Below are 15,476 nucleotides of genomic sequence, written 5' to 3' on the forward strand. Positions count from 1 at the left end.
AGATAACTGGGTGGACTAGCGGAAAGTGATCGAGACGTCGCCGAGCCCGGCGAAGCGGGCCGTGACCTCGTCACCGGCCTTGACGAACGGCGCGGGGGTGCATGCGCCGGGCAGCAGGACCTGACCCGGCTGCAGCACGACACCGAAGGGTGCGACCGCGTTCGCCAGCCACGCGACGGCTTCGGCGGGGTGGCCGAGAACGTCGGCACCGGTACCGGTGGCCACGACGTCACCGTTGATCTCGAGCTCGACGGCGACATCGGGAAGCAGGCCCACGCGGTCGATCGATATCCATTCCGCCAGGACGACAGCGGCTGAGCTGGCATTGTCTGCAATGGTGTCCGCGAGCTTGATCTTCCAGTCCGCAACCCGGCTGTCGACGATCTCCACGGACGCCGCAACCGACTCGGTCGCCGCCATCACATCTGTGGCCGTCACGCCGGGACCGGCCAGGGCCGTGTGCAGGCGGAAGGCGATTTCGGGCTCTACCCGCGGAGCGCACAAGTCTGCGGCACGCACCTCGTCACCGGAAGCGAAAACCATGCTCTCCAACAGGTGGCCGTAGTCGGGCTCGTCGACGCCGAGCAGTGCCTGCATCGCCTTGGCGGTGAGGCCGATCTTGTGTCCGGCCAGCGCATCACCCGCGGCCACGCGAGTGTCGATGTTGATCTGCTGAATCGCGTAGGCCTGGGCCGGGGTCAGGCCCGGGAAGAGTTCGGTCAACGGCGGGATCGGCGCCTTGTTCAGCTCCGCCGCGCGGAGCTGGGCCGCCGCATCCTCCAGGTCGGTCTCGGGTAACGAGGAGGCGGCCGTCATGGGGTTTCCTTCCGGTTGCTGCTGGTCTGGCCGAGTTGTTCGGCGAGTTGGGAAATCGACGTGGCGAGCAGGTCGAACTGCGCGGGCAGGTCGTCCTCGAGGTTGCTGGCTTCGCCGGCGACAAAGAGTCCGTCCGCGGTCGCCAACGCGTAGTTCGCCAGCAGCTGCACGGAGCGGTCGTCCAGGTCCGGGTAGTGCGAACGCAGGTTTTCGCGGATCAGGCTGCGGGCGCCGTCGCGGACCTGTAGATACATCGCGCGAGCCTTCGGCTCCTCGGGGCGATGCTCGAGCACCAGCATCAGGCCGAGGCGCAGAAAGTCCGGGGCCGCCCGCAAGCTACGAAGCGCTTGCTGGGCCAGCACATGCGCGTAATTGCCGTCCTCGGCACCCAACGGCGATGTCACAACCGCCACCCACGCCCCGTAGCTACGTTCGATCACCGCGGCGAGCAGATCGTCCTTGTCCGCAAAATGCCAGTAGATCGAACTCGGCGGCAAGCCGGAAACTTTGCTCACCGCCGCGATGGACGTTCCGCTGTACCCGCGCATCGACGCAATCTCCGAGGCGGCATCGAGGATCCGCTCGCGCGACTCGTCACCGTTCGAACGCCTGCGGCGACCGGGACCATTGCCGACGTCTGCCACAAACCCTCCTCTCCCTCGACGAGCAACTGCCCCGAGCGTACTGTAGCGATCGATACGGTACAACCGCTTTGGGCGGCCCCACCCATGCCGGGCCAACTTAACGAAAACGCGCAGTCGACACCGGAATATGGTGCATAATCGACGTTATCGGAATGACCACTACAGTAGTAGTCATCCCTACAGCTCTAATGATCGACAGCCAGCAACCTGACCCGAACTCAGGCCACTCGACGAGGAGTCACGCCCCCATGACTGACCAGCCCTACGACGTCGCAATCGTCGGCTACGGCCCGACCGGCGTCACCGCAGCGAATCTGCTCGGCCAAGCCGGCCTGAAGGTCGTCGTGATCGAACGGGAGCCGTCGATCTACGCACGCGCGCGGGCGATCTCCACCGACGAAGAGGTGGTCCGCATCTGGCAGCAAGTCGGTCTCGCCGACCGCCTCAAGGAGGACATGCTCACCGAACGCCCGATCGACTTCGTCGACGCCCACAACAAGACGATGGTCAGCTTCGCCGCACCGGTGCGTGGTCACGGCCACCCGCCGCAGATGTTCATCTATCAGCCGGCGCTCGAACAAGTGCTGCGCGACGGCGTCGACCGATTCCCCAACGTCGAAGTAATGCTCGAGCGCGAGGTGGTGAAGGTCCGGCAGGACGCCGCCGGAGTCGAGCTGATGGTCGCCGACAACACGTCCGACACCTTCGTCCGTGTCCACGCCAAGTACGTGATCGCGGCCGACGGAGGTTCGAGTGGCATCCGCGGACTCCTCGGCGTCGGCTACGCAGGCAAGACCTACGAGGACAAATGGGTCGTCATCGACACCAAGGTCCTGAAGAGCTGGCCGGACGTCGATCGCTTGCGCTTCCACTGCAACCCGCTGCGGCCCGCGGTCGACTGTCCGACCCCGCTCGATCATCACCGTTGGGAGTTCCCGGTCCTACCGGGCGAGGACGCATCGAAGCTGACGACCGACGACAACGTCTGGAAGCTGCTCGACTGGCAAGGGGTCACCCGCGACCATGTCGACGTCTTGCGTGCCGTCGTCTACAGCCATCACGTCCGGTTCGCCGATCGGTGGCGGGTAGGACGGATCTTCCTCGCCGGCGACGCGGCCCACGCGATGCCACCGTGGATCGGGCAAGGCATGGCTGCCGGAGTGCGCGACGCGGCGAACCTGTGCTGGAAACTCGCCGCGGTCGTCAAGGGCGAACTTCCCGATTCTGTTCTCGACAGCTACCAGACCGAACGCATGCCCCACGTTCGCGACATCACCGACAAAGCGGTATTCGTCGGAAAGATCATCACCGAGCGCAACCCGACACTGACCACATTGCGCAACCCCGCACTGCGGATCCTGAATGTGTTACCGGTGGTCGGCAAGCGGTTCAAGGACGGGAACTGGGTCCCCGAAGCGCACTACCCCGACGGATTCTTCGATACCGACAAAGCCGGTGCGACCGGGTGGAAGACGATCCAGCCGTGGGTACTCGACTCCGAAGGAACCCGCCGGCGACTCGATGACGTGCTGGGCAGTCAGTGGACGGTGCTGTACCGGACACGCACCGGCGGCATCGATGCCTGGACCAAGGCGGGAGCGCAGCTCGTCCAACTCGTTCCCGGCGGAAGCAACCCGGAATCGGACCGCATCGTCGACATCGACAACACCCTCATCAAGTGGATGAAGACCAAAGGCGCCACGGCCATAGCGATCCGTCCCGACGGATTCGTCTATTCCGCGGCCGGCGACGGCAGCCCACTCCCCCCTCCGCCGGCGGGCCTCAGGGCTTCAGCACTCTCGCCCGCCTGACCCCGATCGCTCGAAAGGACGCAGACACCATGATCACCTCACTCACCGAAGGAACCGTCGACTACGACGGCAACACCATCTTCTACGCCGAGGCCGGGTCAGGACCCGCCGTCGTGCTATTGCACGGCGGTGGCCCCGGAGCAAGCGGAGTGTCCAACTACGGCCGCAACATCGACACGCTCGCGGAGCACTTCCGGGTCATCGTTCCGGACATGCCCGGATACGGACGTTCGAGCAAGGTCGTCAACCGCAGCGACCCGTTCGGCGGGCTCGCCGACGGGGTACGCGGACTGCTCGACGGCCTGGGCCTGGACAAGGCGGACCTGGTCGGCAACTCCTACGGCGGGGCCGCGGCCCTCCGGTTCGCGCTGGAAAGCCCCGAGCGCGTGGGGCGTCTCGTTCTCATGGGACCCGGCGGTATCGGAACGACCCGCGCGCTGCCCACGGCCGGCTTGAACTGCCTGCTCGACTACTACGGCGGCAGCGGACCCAGCCGCGACAAACTCGCAAAGTTCGTCAAGGAGTATCTCGTCTACGACGCCGCCGAAGTGCCGGACGAAATCATCGACATCCGTTACGAGTCGAGCATCGACCCCGACGTCGTCGCCAACCCACCGCTGCGCCGTCCCTCCGGCATCACCGCGCCGCTGACCCTGTGGCGCATGGATTTCACCCGCGATTCCCGGCTGAAGGAACTACAGACTCCGACCCTGGTCGTCTGGGGTGCCGAAGACAAGGTGAACCGGCCCGACGGCGCCAAGATGCTTGCCGACACCATGCCGAACTGCGACCTGTTGCTGGTGTCCAAGGCCGGCCACTGGGTCCAGTGGGAGCGCGCCGAATTCTTCAACGCGATTACCCGTGACTTCCTCACCGAAAGCAACTGACAAATGACCAAGCCGTTCTTGGCACCCAATTCCGACGAGTCGGTGTACGGAAACGTGCATCTCGGCTACATCGTCATCGAAACCGACAAATTCACCGACTGGCACCGTTTCGGCAAGGATGCCATCGGACTGCACGTCGACACCCTCGGAGTCGACACCATGCGATTCCGCATGGACTCCCACGAATGCCGATTTCTGCTGCAACGCGGGCCGGCCGAAGACGTCGCCGCCACCGGCTGGCTCATCGACGACCACGAAACCTTCGAGCAGATCGTGGGCCGTGTCCGCGACCGCGGTGTCCCCGTCGTCGAAGGCACCGAGGAAGAGGCCGCGATGCGCGGTGTCGAGCGGTTTCTTCGCTTCCCCGGCCCGAAGGGGATCGACCAGGAGATCTTCACCCGGGCGAAGACCGGGCCGATGCCACTGGACATGATCACCACCAGCTTCGTCACCGGCGACGCCGGCATGGGGCATGTCGCGATCACCACGACGCGCCCCGATCAGCTGCGCAATTACTACAACACCGTTTTCGACGCCCACCTCACCGACTGGATCGATGAAACGATCAGCGGGGTCAAGCTCAAGATCAAGTTTCTTCGCGTCAATGAACGCCACCACTCGATCGCACTCGCCAACACCGCACCGCTCAAGATCGACCCGGTCCGCACGAAGATTCAGCACCTCAACGTCCAAGTGGACAGCCTCGACGACATGGCGCAGTCCTATCGCCGGCTCCGCAAGCTCGGATTCGAGATGGCGCTCGGGGTCGGGCAGCACACCAACGACCGAGAACTGTCCTACTACGTCGAGACGCCGTCGGGATTCGAGTGGGAAACCGGCTGGAACCCGGTCACCATCCCGGCCGGCGCGGACCGGACGTGGGAGCCCGTCGGCTACGAAGGCATCAGCATCTGGGGACACACTCCGATGGGTCAGACGATCTACGACAAGATCGGCCAGTTCCGCAACGCTGCCCGCAGCGTCACCAAACGAGAAGAGACCGTTCCGGCGATCAGCGGGACCTGATCTTCGCGCACATCGCGATGCTGGGCCCGGCGCCGGTTACGCGACCTCGTGCGGCACGGCCGTCCGGGTGATCCCGCGCAAGGTGTCGACGATCACCTCGACGTCGGCGTCGGGAATTCGCTCAGATAGATCGCTGCCTGGCCGCTCGGAAATGGCTCCGCCGCAATTCGATCCAAGCGACGCCAGCACTTCGCACTGTCTCCGACCGACCTCATGCAGTGGAGTCTGCGCCAGCCGATTCGTTGTTCCGTCGCTGGTATGCCTGCAGCCAGGACTGCACCCTTGGTCCGCTTCTGGGCAGTGCTCCTGCGCGCTCGGACAGGATGTCGAGGTCGACCAGGTGCGCGTCGAGCAGGCTGGCCGCGAACACGATGTCCTTTGTCACGGCCGGCAGCCAACTTGCTCAACACCACACGTGCGGTTCGAGGAACCGTGGCACGGCGGGCGCACTGGACCGCAAGGACCACGTCACGAGGCGCCCTCGCCATCCGGTGGGGAGTTCCGCGGTATCGATGTGTACACCTTCGGCATACACCCGGTTGGTGTCATGGAAGGTCGACATCTCTCCAATTGCGCCCTCGACGGCATCGGCCTTCCCACGGTCCGGGTCCTCAAGGAAGGCAATGTCTACTTCCCGCGAAAGTCTTACCAGCTCTGGCAATTCATCGTCGTCGAAGCTGCCCAGGATCGCTTGCGATCCGATCACCAAAATGTCGGCATCCTGGACGATTCGGCACGAGGCACGAAGAATATGGGCTAGCTCCTGGCGTCTCATGCAACTCCGGGAGCAACTTGCTTCTTGCGATAGATACGTTTGATCGCCTGGACCTGCCCGGAGTCGAGCACCCCAGTAAACGGAGTGCACGACCGCAAAGTCACCCCGCGATCGGACGGGTCGAGCATTGCCTCGATCAACGCCGGGAGGCCTTGATCGATCAGCATCTCCCACTCACGACTGTACCGGAGATCATGAATACTGCCGGTATCGATGTCGCGCTGCAGGTTTCGTCCCGCAATACCAAGTACCCGCTCCGGATCATCGATCAGTTTCGCCACGACAGCCGCGTGCAATGCCAGCGACTGTTGATGACCATCCGAGTATCGACCACGACCCGGGGCCAGCATGGCGATGACCGCGCTCTCCGGGATTCGCCGATGCGAACCGATCAAGACGTACCGAAGCTTGCCCTGCGTACACAAATCGACGACATGCTGCCGTGACACACCCAGGCGATCAGCGACTTCGCCGGTGCGCAGAAACAGATCGTCCATGCTTCGAGGATAGGCATCCAAACACAAAAAACACAATCTCGACCGTTCCCCGGCTGGATCGCCCACCGAATACTAGCGCTTTCGCGCCTGGCGTCCTGGTTCCAGCCGTTACGCGACCTCGTGCGGCACGGCCGTCCGGGTGATCCCGCGCAAGGTGTCGACGATCACCTCGACGTCGGCGTCGGGAATTCGCTCAGATAGATCGCCGCCTTGGCGCGGAACCGCTCGAAGTACGTGCCGGGCACGAATGGTCCATCGCGGGCGGAACCGGATGGAGCGATGGTTCATCCGACAGATATGCGGGTTCGGAAATCGCTCCGCCGCAATCTGATCGGGGGAAACTTGACCATCGAATATGCGACCGCCGCTGGCCTCATCACCGCGGTTATGGGTGCTGCGGGATTGTCGCCGACCATTGCCGCTGCCACGCCAGGCGACGCGAGCTGCCATGTAGAGGCCAACAATCCACACGAGTCCAAAGGTTTGAACCGCCCCGGAGTGTCCGGAGACCTGTCCGTTTGGGAAGGATGGGTTCATGTCGGGGAGTACGTCGCGGAGGTATCCGCCGGAGTTGCGGGATCGGGCGGTGCGGATGGTCGCGGAGATCCGTGCGGGTCACGAGTCGGAGTGGGCGGCGATGGGTGAGGTCGCGCGCTTGTTGGGGGTGGGGTCGGCGGAGACGGTGCGTAACTGGGTCCGCCGGGAACAGGTCGACTCCGGTGAACGCGCTGGGGTGACCTCGGAGGAATCGGCGGAGCTGAAACGGTTGCGACGCGAGGTCGCCGAGTTGAAGCGTGCCAACGCGATCCTGCGTTCTGCGTCGGCTTTCTTCGCGGCCGAACTGGACCGGCCACAGCGTTGATCGTTCGCTACATCAGCGAACACCATGGCCACCGTGACGGTGGGGGTATGGCGTGGGATGTCCAGTCGATCTGCACGGTACTCAGCGAGTTGGGTGTGCCGATCGCCCCGTCGACCTACTACGAGCACCGGTCCCGGCCGCCGAGCCGACGGAAGGTTCGAGACCGGCAACTCGAGGTGCTGATTCGCCGGGTGTACGAGGAGAACTACCAGGTCTACGGCGCCCGGAAGGTGTGGCTGGCCCTGAACCGGGACGGGACCCGAGTGGCTCGCTGCACGGTGGAACGGCTGATGCGTGAGCTCGGGCTGGCCGGTGTGGTCCGTGGGGCGGTCAAACGCACCACGATCGCCGACCCGGCAGCGGCGCGGCCGGCGGACCTGGTCCGGCGCAGGTTCACCCCGGTCGCCCCGAACCGTTTGTGGGTCGCCGACATCACCTACGTGTCCACGTGGTCGGGGTGGGTGTATGTCGCGTTCGTGATCGACGCCTACGCGCGGCGCATCATCGGCTGGCGCACCGCCACCACGATGTCGACCTCGCTGGTGTTGGATGCGGTCGAACACGCGATCTGGACCCGGAACCGGGAAGGTCGATACCGGATGGACTCTGTTGTCCACCATACGGATAGAGGATCCCAGTACACGTCCATCCGGTTCGCAGAGCGACTCACCGAGACGGGTATCACACCGTCGGTCGGGGCGGTCGGTTCGTCCTACGACAACGCGCTCGCCGAGACGATTAACGGTCTCTACAAGACCGAACTCGTGCGCCGCCGCGGTCCGTGGCGCGGCATCGACCCGCTCGAACTCGCCACCGCCGAATGGGTCGACTGGTTCAACCACCGACGACTACACCGCGGCTGCGGCGACGTCCCACCCATCAACCTGGAGGACGCCCACTACGCTCAACACAGTGCCCAGCCACCCGCCGAGCACTCAAGACCGTAGGTCTCCGGACACTCCGGGGCGGTTCAGTTCGCCCGGCTGGATCGTGGGCAAAGGGAGAATCTTCTGCACCGCAGCGATCGACTCCCTGGAAGTGCTGGTTCGACTCGAACGGAACACGAATGGGAGCTGGTTCGCCGTCGGCCCCCGGGCTTGAATCCGGTCGTCGCCCCCAAGGCGTCCCAGAAGTACACATCTCAGGGCGAATTTCCCTGCCAGCCAGGCGAGTACAGAACTGCCGCTAAAGGAAGTGGTGTTTATGGGGGTCGCTCCGCCGGTTCCGCGGCATGGCAGCATTCGGGAACGACCACCAATCCGTGTGGCTGAGCAAGGAGTGCTGCGGTGGGCGAGCAGGGCAGTTGGGACGAGTTCGTACTCGGATTGTGCGATCTGGCCGTCAAGTACGACGCGGTGACCTACCTGTACGAATCAGTGGTCTCCTTGGCGTCACGAACACCCCGCCACGGTCACGAATCAGCAACAATCCGGATTACCCGGTTCGACGATGAAGCCGCTCGAATCGAGACCGGGTGGTGTTTCGATCTGGTCGTCGATTACGTTGCCGGCGACAGCAGTCGGCCAGTTCCCGCACTCGGTTTGGTCGAGGCGATCTGCTCCGGCAGCGCCGAGGAAAGCTGCCTGATCGATGCCGGCGGGCGGTGGGTAGGCGTGTTCCTCAAAGCTTGGGCACCCAATGGCGATCGCTGGGAATCGGGCAGCCCGGGCAGGCTCGACCAGCGCGCAACACGCCGATTCCCGAGCTGGATCGACCCGAACTGATGATGCGAGCCGATGTCGTCATCGACACGCCTCACCCCGGCGTCCTGAGTTCGATAGCTGCTACCCGACCTCGTGCGACCAACGATCCGATGCTCGGCGAAAGCTAGGGTGCACCATGAACGAGACCCGATGGGACCGGCTGCCCGCGGCGACCCGGCAGCGGTTCGGCCAGCGCTTCGCGGAACTGACCGCGCGCGGCGCGGACATCGACGGGGAGGCACGGCTCGCCGACGCGCTCGCACCGCGTGGCGCAACCATTCTCGACGCGGGTTCCGGCTTGGGCCGGGTCGGCGCGGCACTGGCCGCTCGGGGACACGCGGTGACGGCGGTGGAGAAAGATCCCGTGCTGGCAGCCGAGTCGCGGCAGACCCACCCGGATCTCACGGTCGTCGAGGCGGACCTGGCAGAACTGACGCCGGAACTTCTGCGCGCCGCGGGCCGTCCGGCCGAGTACGACATCATCGTCGTGGTGGGCAACGTGCTGATCCTGCTCGCCGAGGGCACCGAGCGGGCGACGCTGAACCGGCTGGGGGCGCTGCTCGCATCGGAGGGTCGGATCCTCGCCGGGTTCCATCTCGCCGCCGGCGCCCCGGGTAGCCGGGTCTACCCGTTCGCCGAGTTCGAGGCGGACGCTGTGACCGCGGGGCTGCGGGTCGAGCTGCATGCGAGCACCTTCGATCTACGCCCGGCGGGCGGCGACTTCGCCGTGGTAGTGCTATCGCACGCGACCGACCCAGCGACGAGGCCGTGCGCCGTCGTTCAGCGGCCGGTCCGGTAGGCCTGCCGGCGGTGCACGACGTCGAGGACCGTCACGATTCGTTTCTCGTCGTCGATGCGGTAGATGACGCGATAGGTGCCTCGTCGTGCACTGTGCCGATCGTCGAGGGGAGCTCGCAGCCGTTTGCCGACTCGCTGTGGACTGTCGAGCAGCGGACCGACGATGAACTGGTGCGCAGCGAATGCAATCGCAGCGGGGAGGTGCTGCGCAAGCTGCCGCCGGGCTGTGGGAGCGATGCTGAGCGTGTACCGGGCCGGATCGCCTCTCACGCCTGTTGCCGGCGTCGCTCGTCCATCGCCCGAGTCAGTTCCGCTTCCGACTCTCCCTCGCCGCGCGCAAGTTCCGCGTCTGCTGCGGCGAGGCGGCGGACCGTATCGGGGTCGGACAAGATCGCTATGGTTTCCTCGAGCGTCTCGAGGTCGTCGGTCGCGACGAGTACCGCCGAGGGCTTGCCGTGCACGGTGACGGTGACCCGTTCGTGCTGGGAACTCACCCGGCTCACCAGCTCGGACAGGTGCGCCTTTACCTCTGCCAGCGACAGGATCGCTGAATCCAACCGTCACCGAACGGATGCCTGATCCAGCCGCGACGCAGCTCGACGATCAGCGCCGGACCAGCATTCCCGAATTGCGTCGGCCGGCCCGCGATTTTATAACTAGTTTAATATATGACTGTCGGTGAGGTGACCTTTTCAGAACTGCAGTTGCAGGGAAAAGCGACTGTCGAACGACTGCGCCACTCGCCGACACAGGCCCTCCTGGTGCGCCGGCGGGACGCGGAGGATCTGGTGTTGAACACTGCGGCACGAGCCGAGCTCGAGCACACCGCGGCATCGGTGACCACCCGAATGTTCGTGGCGCTGATGCAGCGCGATCCCCGAGCCCGCGAGTTGGTGACCGACGTACTGCCCGAGGTGTTCCCGTGGGTGGCGTTCCTCTCCCGGGCAGAGGTCCAGGAGTTCGTCGTCGAACTTGTCGCGACGCTGCGGGCCGCCGAAGCGCTCCACAATCCGGTGCCCGTGGTGCAGATCATCGACACACTGCCGAAGCCCTCACCGATCCGGAGTTGGCAGCCGTTCTCGCTGCAGAACCGACGGCGATCACGGCTTCGTGCCCGCGCCTGATGCTGCGTGAGCTCGAAACGCGGAGACCGGGTCGCCCCTCGCGGCACCATCCACTCGAGGGCTCGCTCGCGACCGCAACGCACGGAGGAAAACCGATGGAGCAGTGGCAGTACGAAATCACCGCCGCGGGCCGCATCTGGTATCTCGTCGATGTCGATCGGCGCACCTTGTGGCTCAAAGCCGCCAGCACGGGACACCCCCGGGCAACAGATTGAGCTGGACGAAACGCCGAGGTCCTGCCGTGCCGCCGCCAGTCCGTAGCCGATGTTCGCGCTGGCCTCGGTTCTGAAGGAAGAGGCAAAGGCGTGTCGGACCACTATGCCCCGCAGTCGCGCGGACTGACAGGCTTGGCCAAACCCTGCCAGAACGCCGAGGTCCGCTCGTGCTGCTGAACCAACTGCGGTAGCACCGGGTCGGCCGCGCTCCCACGCACCAGGATGTCGTCCAGCGACGCGACGACGTCGAGCACCGAACGCGGTTCGAACTGCCCGGCAAGCTTCTTGGCCTTGACGCGCACATTGTTCGGCGTCGGACCAGCGTCGATGACCGAGTGGTGCCACAAACGACAGTGATGCGCGCAGCGGTTTCGTAGGTAGACCAGCGCTCGGACCCGGTAAGGAAATCCGGCCTTCGCGACCCCGACGCTGGTCGCGACGGCATCCGACAGTGATCCTTGCCCGCCGCGCTCGATGCACTTGGACAAGGTACCGAACGAGAACGCCTCCACCGCCGACCACACGGGCAGGTCGGCTGCCTCGTGTCCGGCCGACATGTAGCGCAAAATGTGGCGCTCCTTGCTGCGCGCGATGTCCGCCAAGCACGACTCGGCAGTCGACGTCGAGTTCGCGGCCTCGGTGTAGAAGTCCTTTTCGAGATACCGGCCGCACGGCCCGTCGTCATTGGCGATCACGTAGGCAGTGTGGGTACGAAGCAGAATCTCAGCCCTGGCGAGACGCTGGTAGAGCAGCGACCGTAGCCCCTCGTCGGCTTGGTAGACGGCGTAGATGTCGTCGAAGGCAGTTTGCGGCCGGAAGCTGTTGTCACCGAGGTGTGGCGCGTTCTGGAAGTAGCGCATATAACCGGAGAATCGATAGTAGTTGTTCGCCGCAAGAAACCGCGCGCACGCGGCCCGATCGCCAATGGCCAGACCGCGTCGGACCAGCAGGTCGACTTGCTCATTCCATGACAGGCTCGGCTTCAACAGGCACCTCAGACCCCCAATAAAAGGCCCCTCCCATTTGAGCATCGTCGAGAGGCTTGGGAGGGGGTCGATCCACACGACCATAACCGAGCGCGCCGACAAGCTGCAATCTCACCGGCCGCCGGCTCGTCCGTACGCGTCGTCACACCCAGACGACCACGTTCTCCTCGACCTCCGCGACCCGGTACACCCGCACAGCGTCCATCCCGGCCTCCGCGCAGCCGCCGTCGGCGAACCGGAACGCGTACTGGTGCAGCGGACAGACCACCTGGCCGAGGTCGAACTGGCCATCGGCGAGCGGGCCACCCCGGTGCGGGCAGACCGCGTCGGTGGCGCGCAGGGTGCCGTCGGTCATCCGGAACACCGCAACCTGGGCATTCCCGACGGCGTAGGTCCGGCCCTCACCGGGCACCAGATCGGCCGCCGGACCGAGCCGGACCCCGGTGCCGTTCGTGACCGCGGTCATCGGACCGGCACCTTCGGCAGCGGCAGCAGCGGTAGCGCCGAAGTGAACTGGGCCGGCGACTTCGGCTGGTCCCGATCCAGCCACGGATCGACGTACCCGGCGACCGCGTCGTCGATCCGTTCCTGCAGCCCGGCGACCAGGCCGTCCCGATCGTCGAGCAGGATGGCTTGCAACTCCTCGATCCCCACCCGAGGCACCCAGGCATAGGTCCGCTCGAGCCACTTCGCCTGCTCCCGGTAGTACTGGATGAACAAGCCGCACAACCGGATCACCTCGCCGGCCGAGTCGACCGTCGCCAACAGGTCCCCCTTGCGGATGTGCGCACCGGCCGCGCCGCCCACGTAGATCTCCCAGCGGTCGTCGCCGACCGCGACCACGCCGAAGTCCTTGCACAGCGCCTCGGCACAGTTGCGCGGACACCCGGTGACCGCCAGCTTCAGTTTCGCCGGGCACTCCAGACCCTGGTAGCGGGTCTCGATCGCGATGCCCAGCGAGGTCGAATCGCCGAGTCCGAACCGGCAATAGTCGGTGCCGACACAGGTTTTCACCGTGCGGAAGGACTTGCCGTAGGCGTAGCCGGAGGGCATGTCGAGGTCCTTCCAGACCTTCGGCAGGTCCTCCTTCTTCACCCCGAGCAGGTCGATCCGCTGCCCGCCGGTCGCCTTGATCATCGGGATGTCGTACTTCTCCGCGACATCGGCGATCCGCCGCAACTGCGCCGGCGAGGTCACCCCACCACGCATCTGCGGCACTACCGAAAACGTGCCGTCCCGTTGGATATTCGCATGTACCCGGTCGTTGACGAACAACGCGCCGGGCTCGCGTTTCCAGTCCGCACCCCAGATCACCCGCAGCAACGAGGCCAGCGGCATCTTTGCGGCCGCATCCTCCCCGGCGGGGGCGAGCGCGGCGAACACCTCGGTCACCGAGCGCAGGTTCTGTCGGCGGATCGCGTCGATCAGCTCCGGTTTGGTCAGCGGGATCGCCGGGACGTACCGGTCGGCCGCGGCGTCCACGGTCAACGCGGCACCGGCGGCGCACTCGACGATGTCGGCGACCAGTTGCTTGCACGAGCCGCAGCCCTTGCCGGCCCGGGTCGCCGCGCACACCTGCGCGACGCTGGTGCAGCCGCCGCGCACACAACCGACGATGTCGCCTTTGGTCACGCCGTTGCAGTTGCAGACCTGCACGTCGTCGGCCAGCTCGGCGGCACCGGTTTCCGCACTGGGCGTGCCCATGTCGAAGAGCATCGAGATACGCTCGTCGGGTAGCGGCACCTTCTCGTCGAACGCCTGGGTGAGGAAGTTCGCCTTCGAGATGTCGCCGAGCAGTATCGCGCCGATCAGCTTGTTGTCCCGCACCACGACCGATTTGTAGATGCCGCTGCGCGGTTCGTAGAACTGGACGAACTCGTCGTCGTCGCGCTCGGGGCCCTTGACGCCCATCTGCGCCACATCCACCCCGGCGACCTTCAACTTGGTAGTCAAACGTGAGCCGTGATACGCGGCATCCGGATTCGCACCGGACAGCACGTCGGCGAGCACCACCGCCTGCTCCCAGAGCGGGGCCACCAGGCCGTAGACCTCGCTGCGGTGCTGCACGCACTCCCCCACCGCGAAGATGGATCCCTCGTCCTCGCAGCGCAACTGGTCGTCCACCACGATGCCCCGCTCGACCACCAGACCGGCACGGCGGGCCAGCTCGACGTTGGGCCGGATGCCGGCGGTCACCACGATCATGTCGGCCGGCAGCGACTCGCCGTCGGCGAACCCGACCCCGGTCACCGTGCCGTCGTCTCCGCGCAGCACGGCGGTGGTCCGCCGGTTGGTGTGGACGCCGACGCCGAGCGCCTCGATCTTGTTCCGGAGCACCCGCCCGCCGCGTTCGTCGAGCTGCTGGTTCATCAGGTGGCCGGGCGAGTGCACGACGTCCACTACGACACCCTGCGTCGTCAGGCCGTAGGCGGCCTCCAGACCGAGCAGCCCGCCGCCGATCACCACCGCGCGCATGTCGTCGCGGGTCGCGGCCAGCTGGAGCATGCCGTTGGTGTCGGCGATCGTGCGGAACCCGAAGACGCCCCGGGCCAGCCGACCGTCCGGCTCGCGCAGCCCATCCATGTTGGGGAAGAACGTGTTCGAGCCGGTCGCGATGATCAGCGCGTCGAACTGCAGGGTGCGCCCGCTCGCACAGGTCACCGTCTTGGCGAACCGGTCGATCGACTCCGCGCGGTCGCCGGCGTAGAGCGTCACCCCGTTCTCCCGGTACCAGGCCATCGGGTTCAGCATCAACTCGTCGTCGTCGAGCGCGGCCGAGCCGGCGAGCACGTGGCTGAGCATGATCCGGTTGTAGTTGCCGTACGGCTCGTCGCCGATCATCGTGACGTCGAATTGCTCGCGACCCCCGCGCGCGAGAATTTCTTCGACGGCCCGCGCGCCGGCCATGCCGTTGCCGACCACCACCAGCCGCTGTTTGCTCGCGCCGGACATCAGAACACCACCATGCCGAAGTCGATGACCACGTCGCCGCTGGTCCCCTCGGGTGCGGATAGCACGAGTTCGAGCGTGGTGTCCGGGTCGACGTCCTCGACCACCCGCAGCGGCACGTTCACCGACGTCTTCGCGCCCATCGGGAACAGCCGCATCGGCTCGCCGTCGCGCAACAAGGTCACGCAGATCAGCTCGTCGGAGCTGTTGCCGCCGCGGAAGTAGAGCGGCTGCGCGGTCAGCCCCGACGGCACCCGGAACGTCATCGACGGGTCGATCGGCGCCGGCTTGGCGAGACCGGAGCCGCTGAACGCGAACACGCCTTGCAGGAACCGTGGAGTACTGGCCATGTTGCCCACTATCGCGAGACCGCGTTAATCCGC

Annotated in this window: 18 protein-coding genes; 8 read left to right on the forward strand and 10 right to left on the reverse strand. The window is 65.7% G+C overall.

Annotated features, from left to right (window positions below):
- Positions 1-15 precede the first annotated feature (15 nt).
- Positions 16-816, reverse strand: coding sequence for a 2-keto-4-pentenoate hydratase (locus KV203_RS17525; RefSeq protein ID WP_066474745.1), 801 nt, complete (start codon positions 814-816; stop codon positions 16-18).
- On the reverse strand, positions 813-1,460 hold the full coding sequence (locus KV203_RS17530; protein ID WP_066474747.1) for a TetR/AcrR family transcriptional regulator: 648 nt from the start codon (positions 1,458-1,460) through the stop codon (positions 813-815). Before KV203_RS17530 ends, KV203_RS17525 begins: the two co-directional genes overlap by 4 nt.
- Positions 1,461-1,708: 248 nt before the next feature.
- On the opposite strand from KV203_RS17530, the gene KV203_RS17535 reads away from it, so the two are divergent.
- The 4 genes from KV203_RS17535 to KV203_RS17550 all read left to right on the forward strand — a co-directional run bounded on the left by KV203_RS17535 (position 1,709) and on the right by KV203_RS17550 (position 5,944).
- Complete coding sequence (locus tag KV203_RS17535) at positions 1,709-3,271, forward strand: bifunctional 3-(3-hydroxy-phenyl)propionate/3-hydroxycinnamic acid hydroxylase (RefSeq protein ID WP_066474749.1); 1,563 nt, start codon at positions 1,709-1,711, stop codon at positions 3,269-3,271.
- A 29-nt stretch (positions 3,272-3,300) separates the two neighbouring features.
- Positions 3,301-4,158 (forward strand): alpha/beta fold hydrolase, encoded by an 858-nt coding sequence (locus KV203_RS17540; RefSeq protein ID WP_066474752.1) that lies wholly within the window; start codon positions 3,301-3,303, stop codon positions 4,156-4,158.
- A 3-nt stretch (positions 4,159-4,161) separates the two neighbouring features.
- The gene (locus tag KV203_RS17545; protein WP_066474754.1) at positions 4,162-5,184 is read left to right on the forward strand and encodes a VOC family protein; all 1,023 of its coding nucleotides are present in this window, start codon (positions 4,162-4,164) and stop codon (positions 5,182-5,184) included.
- A gap of 340 nt (positions 5,185-5,524) precedes the next feature.
- Complete coding sequence (locus KV203_RS17550; protein WP_157079976.1) at positions 5,525-5,944, forward strand: hypothetical protein; 420 nt, start codon at positions 5,525-5,527, stop codon at positions 5,942-5,944.
- 11 nt (positions 5,945-5,955) lie between these two features.
- On the opposite strand, the gene KV203_RS17555 is transcribed toward KV203_RS17550, so the two are convergent.
- Entirely contained in the window at positions 5,956-6,456 is a 501-nt protein-coding gene (locus KV203_RS17555; protein ID WP_066474759.1) for a helix-turn-helix domain-containing protein, read from the reverse strand.
- A 108-nt stretch (positions 6,457-6,564) separates the two neighbouring features.
- Entirely contained in the window at positions 6,565-6,993 is a 429-nt protein-coding gene (locus tag KV203_RS17560) for a hypothetical protein (RefSeq protein WP_218821002.1), read from the reverse strand.
- Between KV203_RS17560 and KV203_RS17565 the strand changes: the two genes are divergently transcribed.
- From KV203_RS17565 to KV203_RS17575, 3 genes are all read left to right on the forward strand, one after another.
- A protein-coding gene (locus tag KV203_RS17565) for an IS3 family transposase (RefSeq protein WP_373279269.1) occupies positions 6,992-8,265 on the forward strand; the annotation gives its coding sequence in 2 pieces (ribosomal slippage) (positions 6,992-7,316 and positions 7,316-8,265; 1,275 coding nt in all). The genes KV203_RS17560 and KV203_RS17565 overlap by 2 nt on opposite strands.
- A 339-nt stretch (positions 8,266-8,604) precedes the next feature.
- Positions 8,605-9,042: a hypothetical protein gene (locus tag KV203_RS17570; protein WP_066469579.1), complete on the forward strand. Its 438-nt coding sequence runs from the start codon at positions 8,605-8,607 to the stop codon at positions 9,040-9,042.
- Positions 9,043-9,157: 115 nt separating this feature from the next.
- On the forward strand, positions 9,158-9,820 hold the full coding sequence (locus KV203_RS17575; RefSeq protein ID WP_066469578.1) for a class I SAM-dependent methyltransferase: 663 nt from the start codon (positions 9,158-9,160) through the stop codon (positions 9,818-9,820).
- Here the strand turns inward: KV203_RS17575 and KV203_RS17580 are convergent.
- Both KV203_RS17580 and KV203_RS17585 read right to left on the reverse strand, forming a co-directional pair.
- Positions 9,802-10,089: a type II toxin-antitoxin system RelE family toxin gene (locus KV203_RS17580; RefSeq protein WP_066469576.1), complete on the reverse strand. Its 288-nt coding sequence runs from the start codon at positions 10,087-10,089 to the stop codon at positions 9,802-9,804. The genes KV203_RS17575 and KV203_RS17580 overlap by 19 nt on opposite strands.
- Positions 10,086-10,376: a type II toxin-antitoxin system Phd/YefM family antitoxin gene (locus KV203_RS17585; protein WP_066469574.1), complete on the reverse strand. Its 291-nt coding sequence runs from the start codon at positions 10,374-10,376 to the stop codon at positions 10,086-10,088. The genes KV203_RS17580 and KV203_RS17585 overlap by 4 nt, the downstream gene beginning before the upstream one ends.
- 126 nt (positions 10,377-10,502) lie before the next feature.
- Between KV203_RS17585 and KV203_RS17590 the strand changes: the two genes are divergently transcribed.
- On the forward strand, positions 10,503-10,943 hold the full coding sequence (locus KV203_RS17590) for a hypothetical protein (protein WP_246600205.1): 441 nt from the start codon (positions 10,503-10,505) through the stop codon (positions 10,941-10,943).
- 316 nt (positions 10,944-11,259) lie between these two features.
- Here the strand turns inward: KV203_RS17590 and KV203_RS17600 are convergent, their stop codons facing one another.
- From KV203_RS17600 to KV203_RS17615, 4 genes are all read right to left on the reverse strand, one after another.
- Complete coding sequence (locus KV203_RS17600) at positions 11,260-12,189, reverse strand: Abi family protein (RefSeq protein WP_246600206.1); 930 nt, start codon at positions 12,187-12,189, stop codon at positions 11,260-11,262.
- 97 nt (positions 12,190-12,286) lie between these two features.
- Positions 12,287-12,610, reverse strand: a complete 324-nt coding sequence (locus KV203_RS17605) for a Rieske (2Fe-2S) protein (RefSeq protein WP_066469570.1) — start codon at positions 12,608-12,610, stop codon at positions 12,287-12,289.
- The gene (nirB, locus tag KV203_RS17610) at positions 12,607-15,096 is read right to left on the reverse strand and encodes a nitrite reductase large subunit NirB (RefSeq protein ID WP_066469569.1); all 2,490 of its coding nucleotides are present in this window, start codon (positions 15,094-15,096) and stop codon (positions 12,607-12,609) included. The genes KV203_RS17605 and nirB overlap by 4 nt, the downstream gene beginning before the upstream one ends.
- Positions 15,096-15,443: a molybdopterin oxidoreductase gene (locus KV203_RS17615; protein ID WP_066469663.1), complete on the reverse strand. Its 348-nt coding sequence runs from the start codon at positions 15,441-15,443 to the stop codon at positions 15,096-15,098. Before KV203_RS17615 ends, nirB begins: the two co-directional genes overlap by 1 nt.
- Positions 15,444-15,476: the final 33 nt, after the last annotated feature.

This window comes from Skermania piniformis (assembly GCF_019285775.1).
GTDB classification, from domain to species: Bacteria; Actinomycetota; Actinomycetes; order Mycobacteriales; family Mycobacteriaceae; genus Skermania; species Skermania pinensis.

Bases quoted from the DNA above. Each gene is read 5' to 3' on its own strand.
- KV203_RS17605 (WP_066469570.1), bottom strand. From the start codon at position 12,610: ATGACCGCGGTCACGAACGGCACCGGGGTCCGGCTCGGTCCGGCGGCC.
- KV203_RS17540 (WP_066474752.1), top strand. From the start codon at position 3,301: ATGATCACCTCACTCACCGAAGGAACCGTCGACTACGACGGCAACACC.
- KV203_RS17555 (WP_066474759.1), bottom strand. From the start codon at position 6,456: ATGGACGATCTGTTTCTGCGCACCGGCGAAGTCGCTGATCGCCTGGGT.
- nirB (WP_066469569.1), bottom strand. From the start codon at position 15,096: ATGTCCGGCGCGAGCAAACAGCGGCTGGTGGTGGTCGGCAACGGCATG.
- KV203_RS17560 (WP_218821002.1), bottom strand. From the start codon at position 6,993: ATGAACCCATCCTTCCCAAACGGACAGGTCTCCGGACACTCCGGGGCG.
- KV203_RS17600 (WP_246600206.1), bottom strand. From the start codon at position 12,189: ATGCTCAAATGGGAGGGGCCTTTTATTGGGGGTCTGAGGTGCCTGTTG.
- KV203_RS17525 (WP_066474745.1), bottom strand. From the start codon at position 816: ATGACGGCCGCCTCCTCGTTACCCGAGACCGACCTGGAGGATGCGGCG.
- KV203_RS17615 (WP_066469663.1), bottom strand. From the start codon at position 15,443: ATGGCCAGTACTCCACGGTTCCTGCAAGGCGTGTTCGCGTTCAGCGGC.
- KV203_RS17545 (WP_066474754.1), top strand. From the start codon at position 4,162: ATGACCAAGCCGTTCTTGGCACCCAATTCCGACGAGTCGGTGTACGGA.
- KV203_RS17535 (WP_066474749.1), top strand. From the start codon at position 1,709: ATGACTGACCAGCCCTACGACGTCGCAATCGTCGGCTACGGCCCGACC.
- KV203_RS17575 (WP_066469578.1), top strand. From the start codon at position 9,158: ATGAACGAGACCCGATGGGACCGGCTGCCCGCGGCGACCCGGCAGCGG.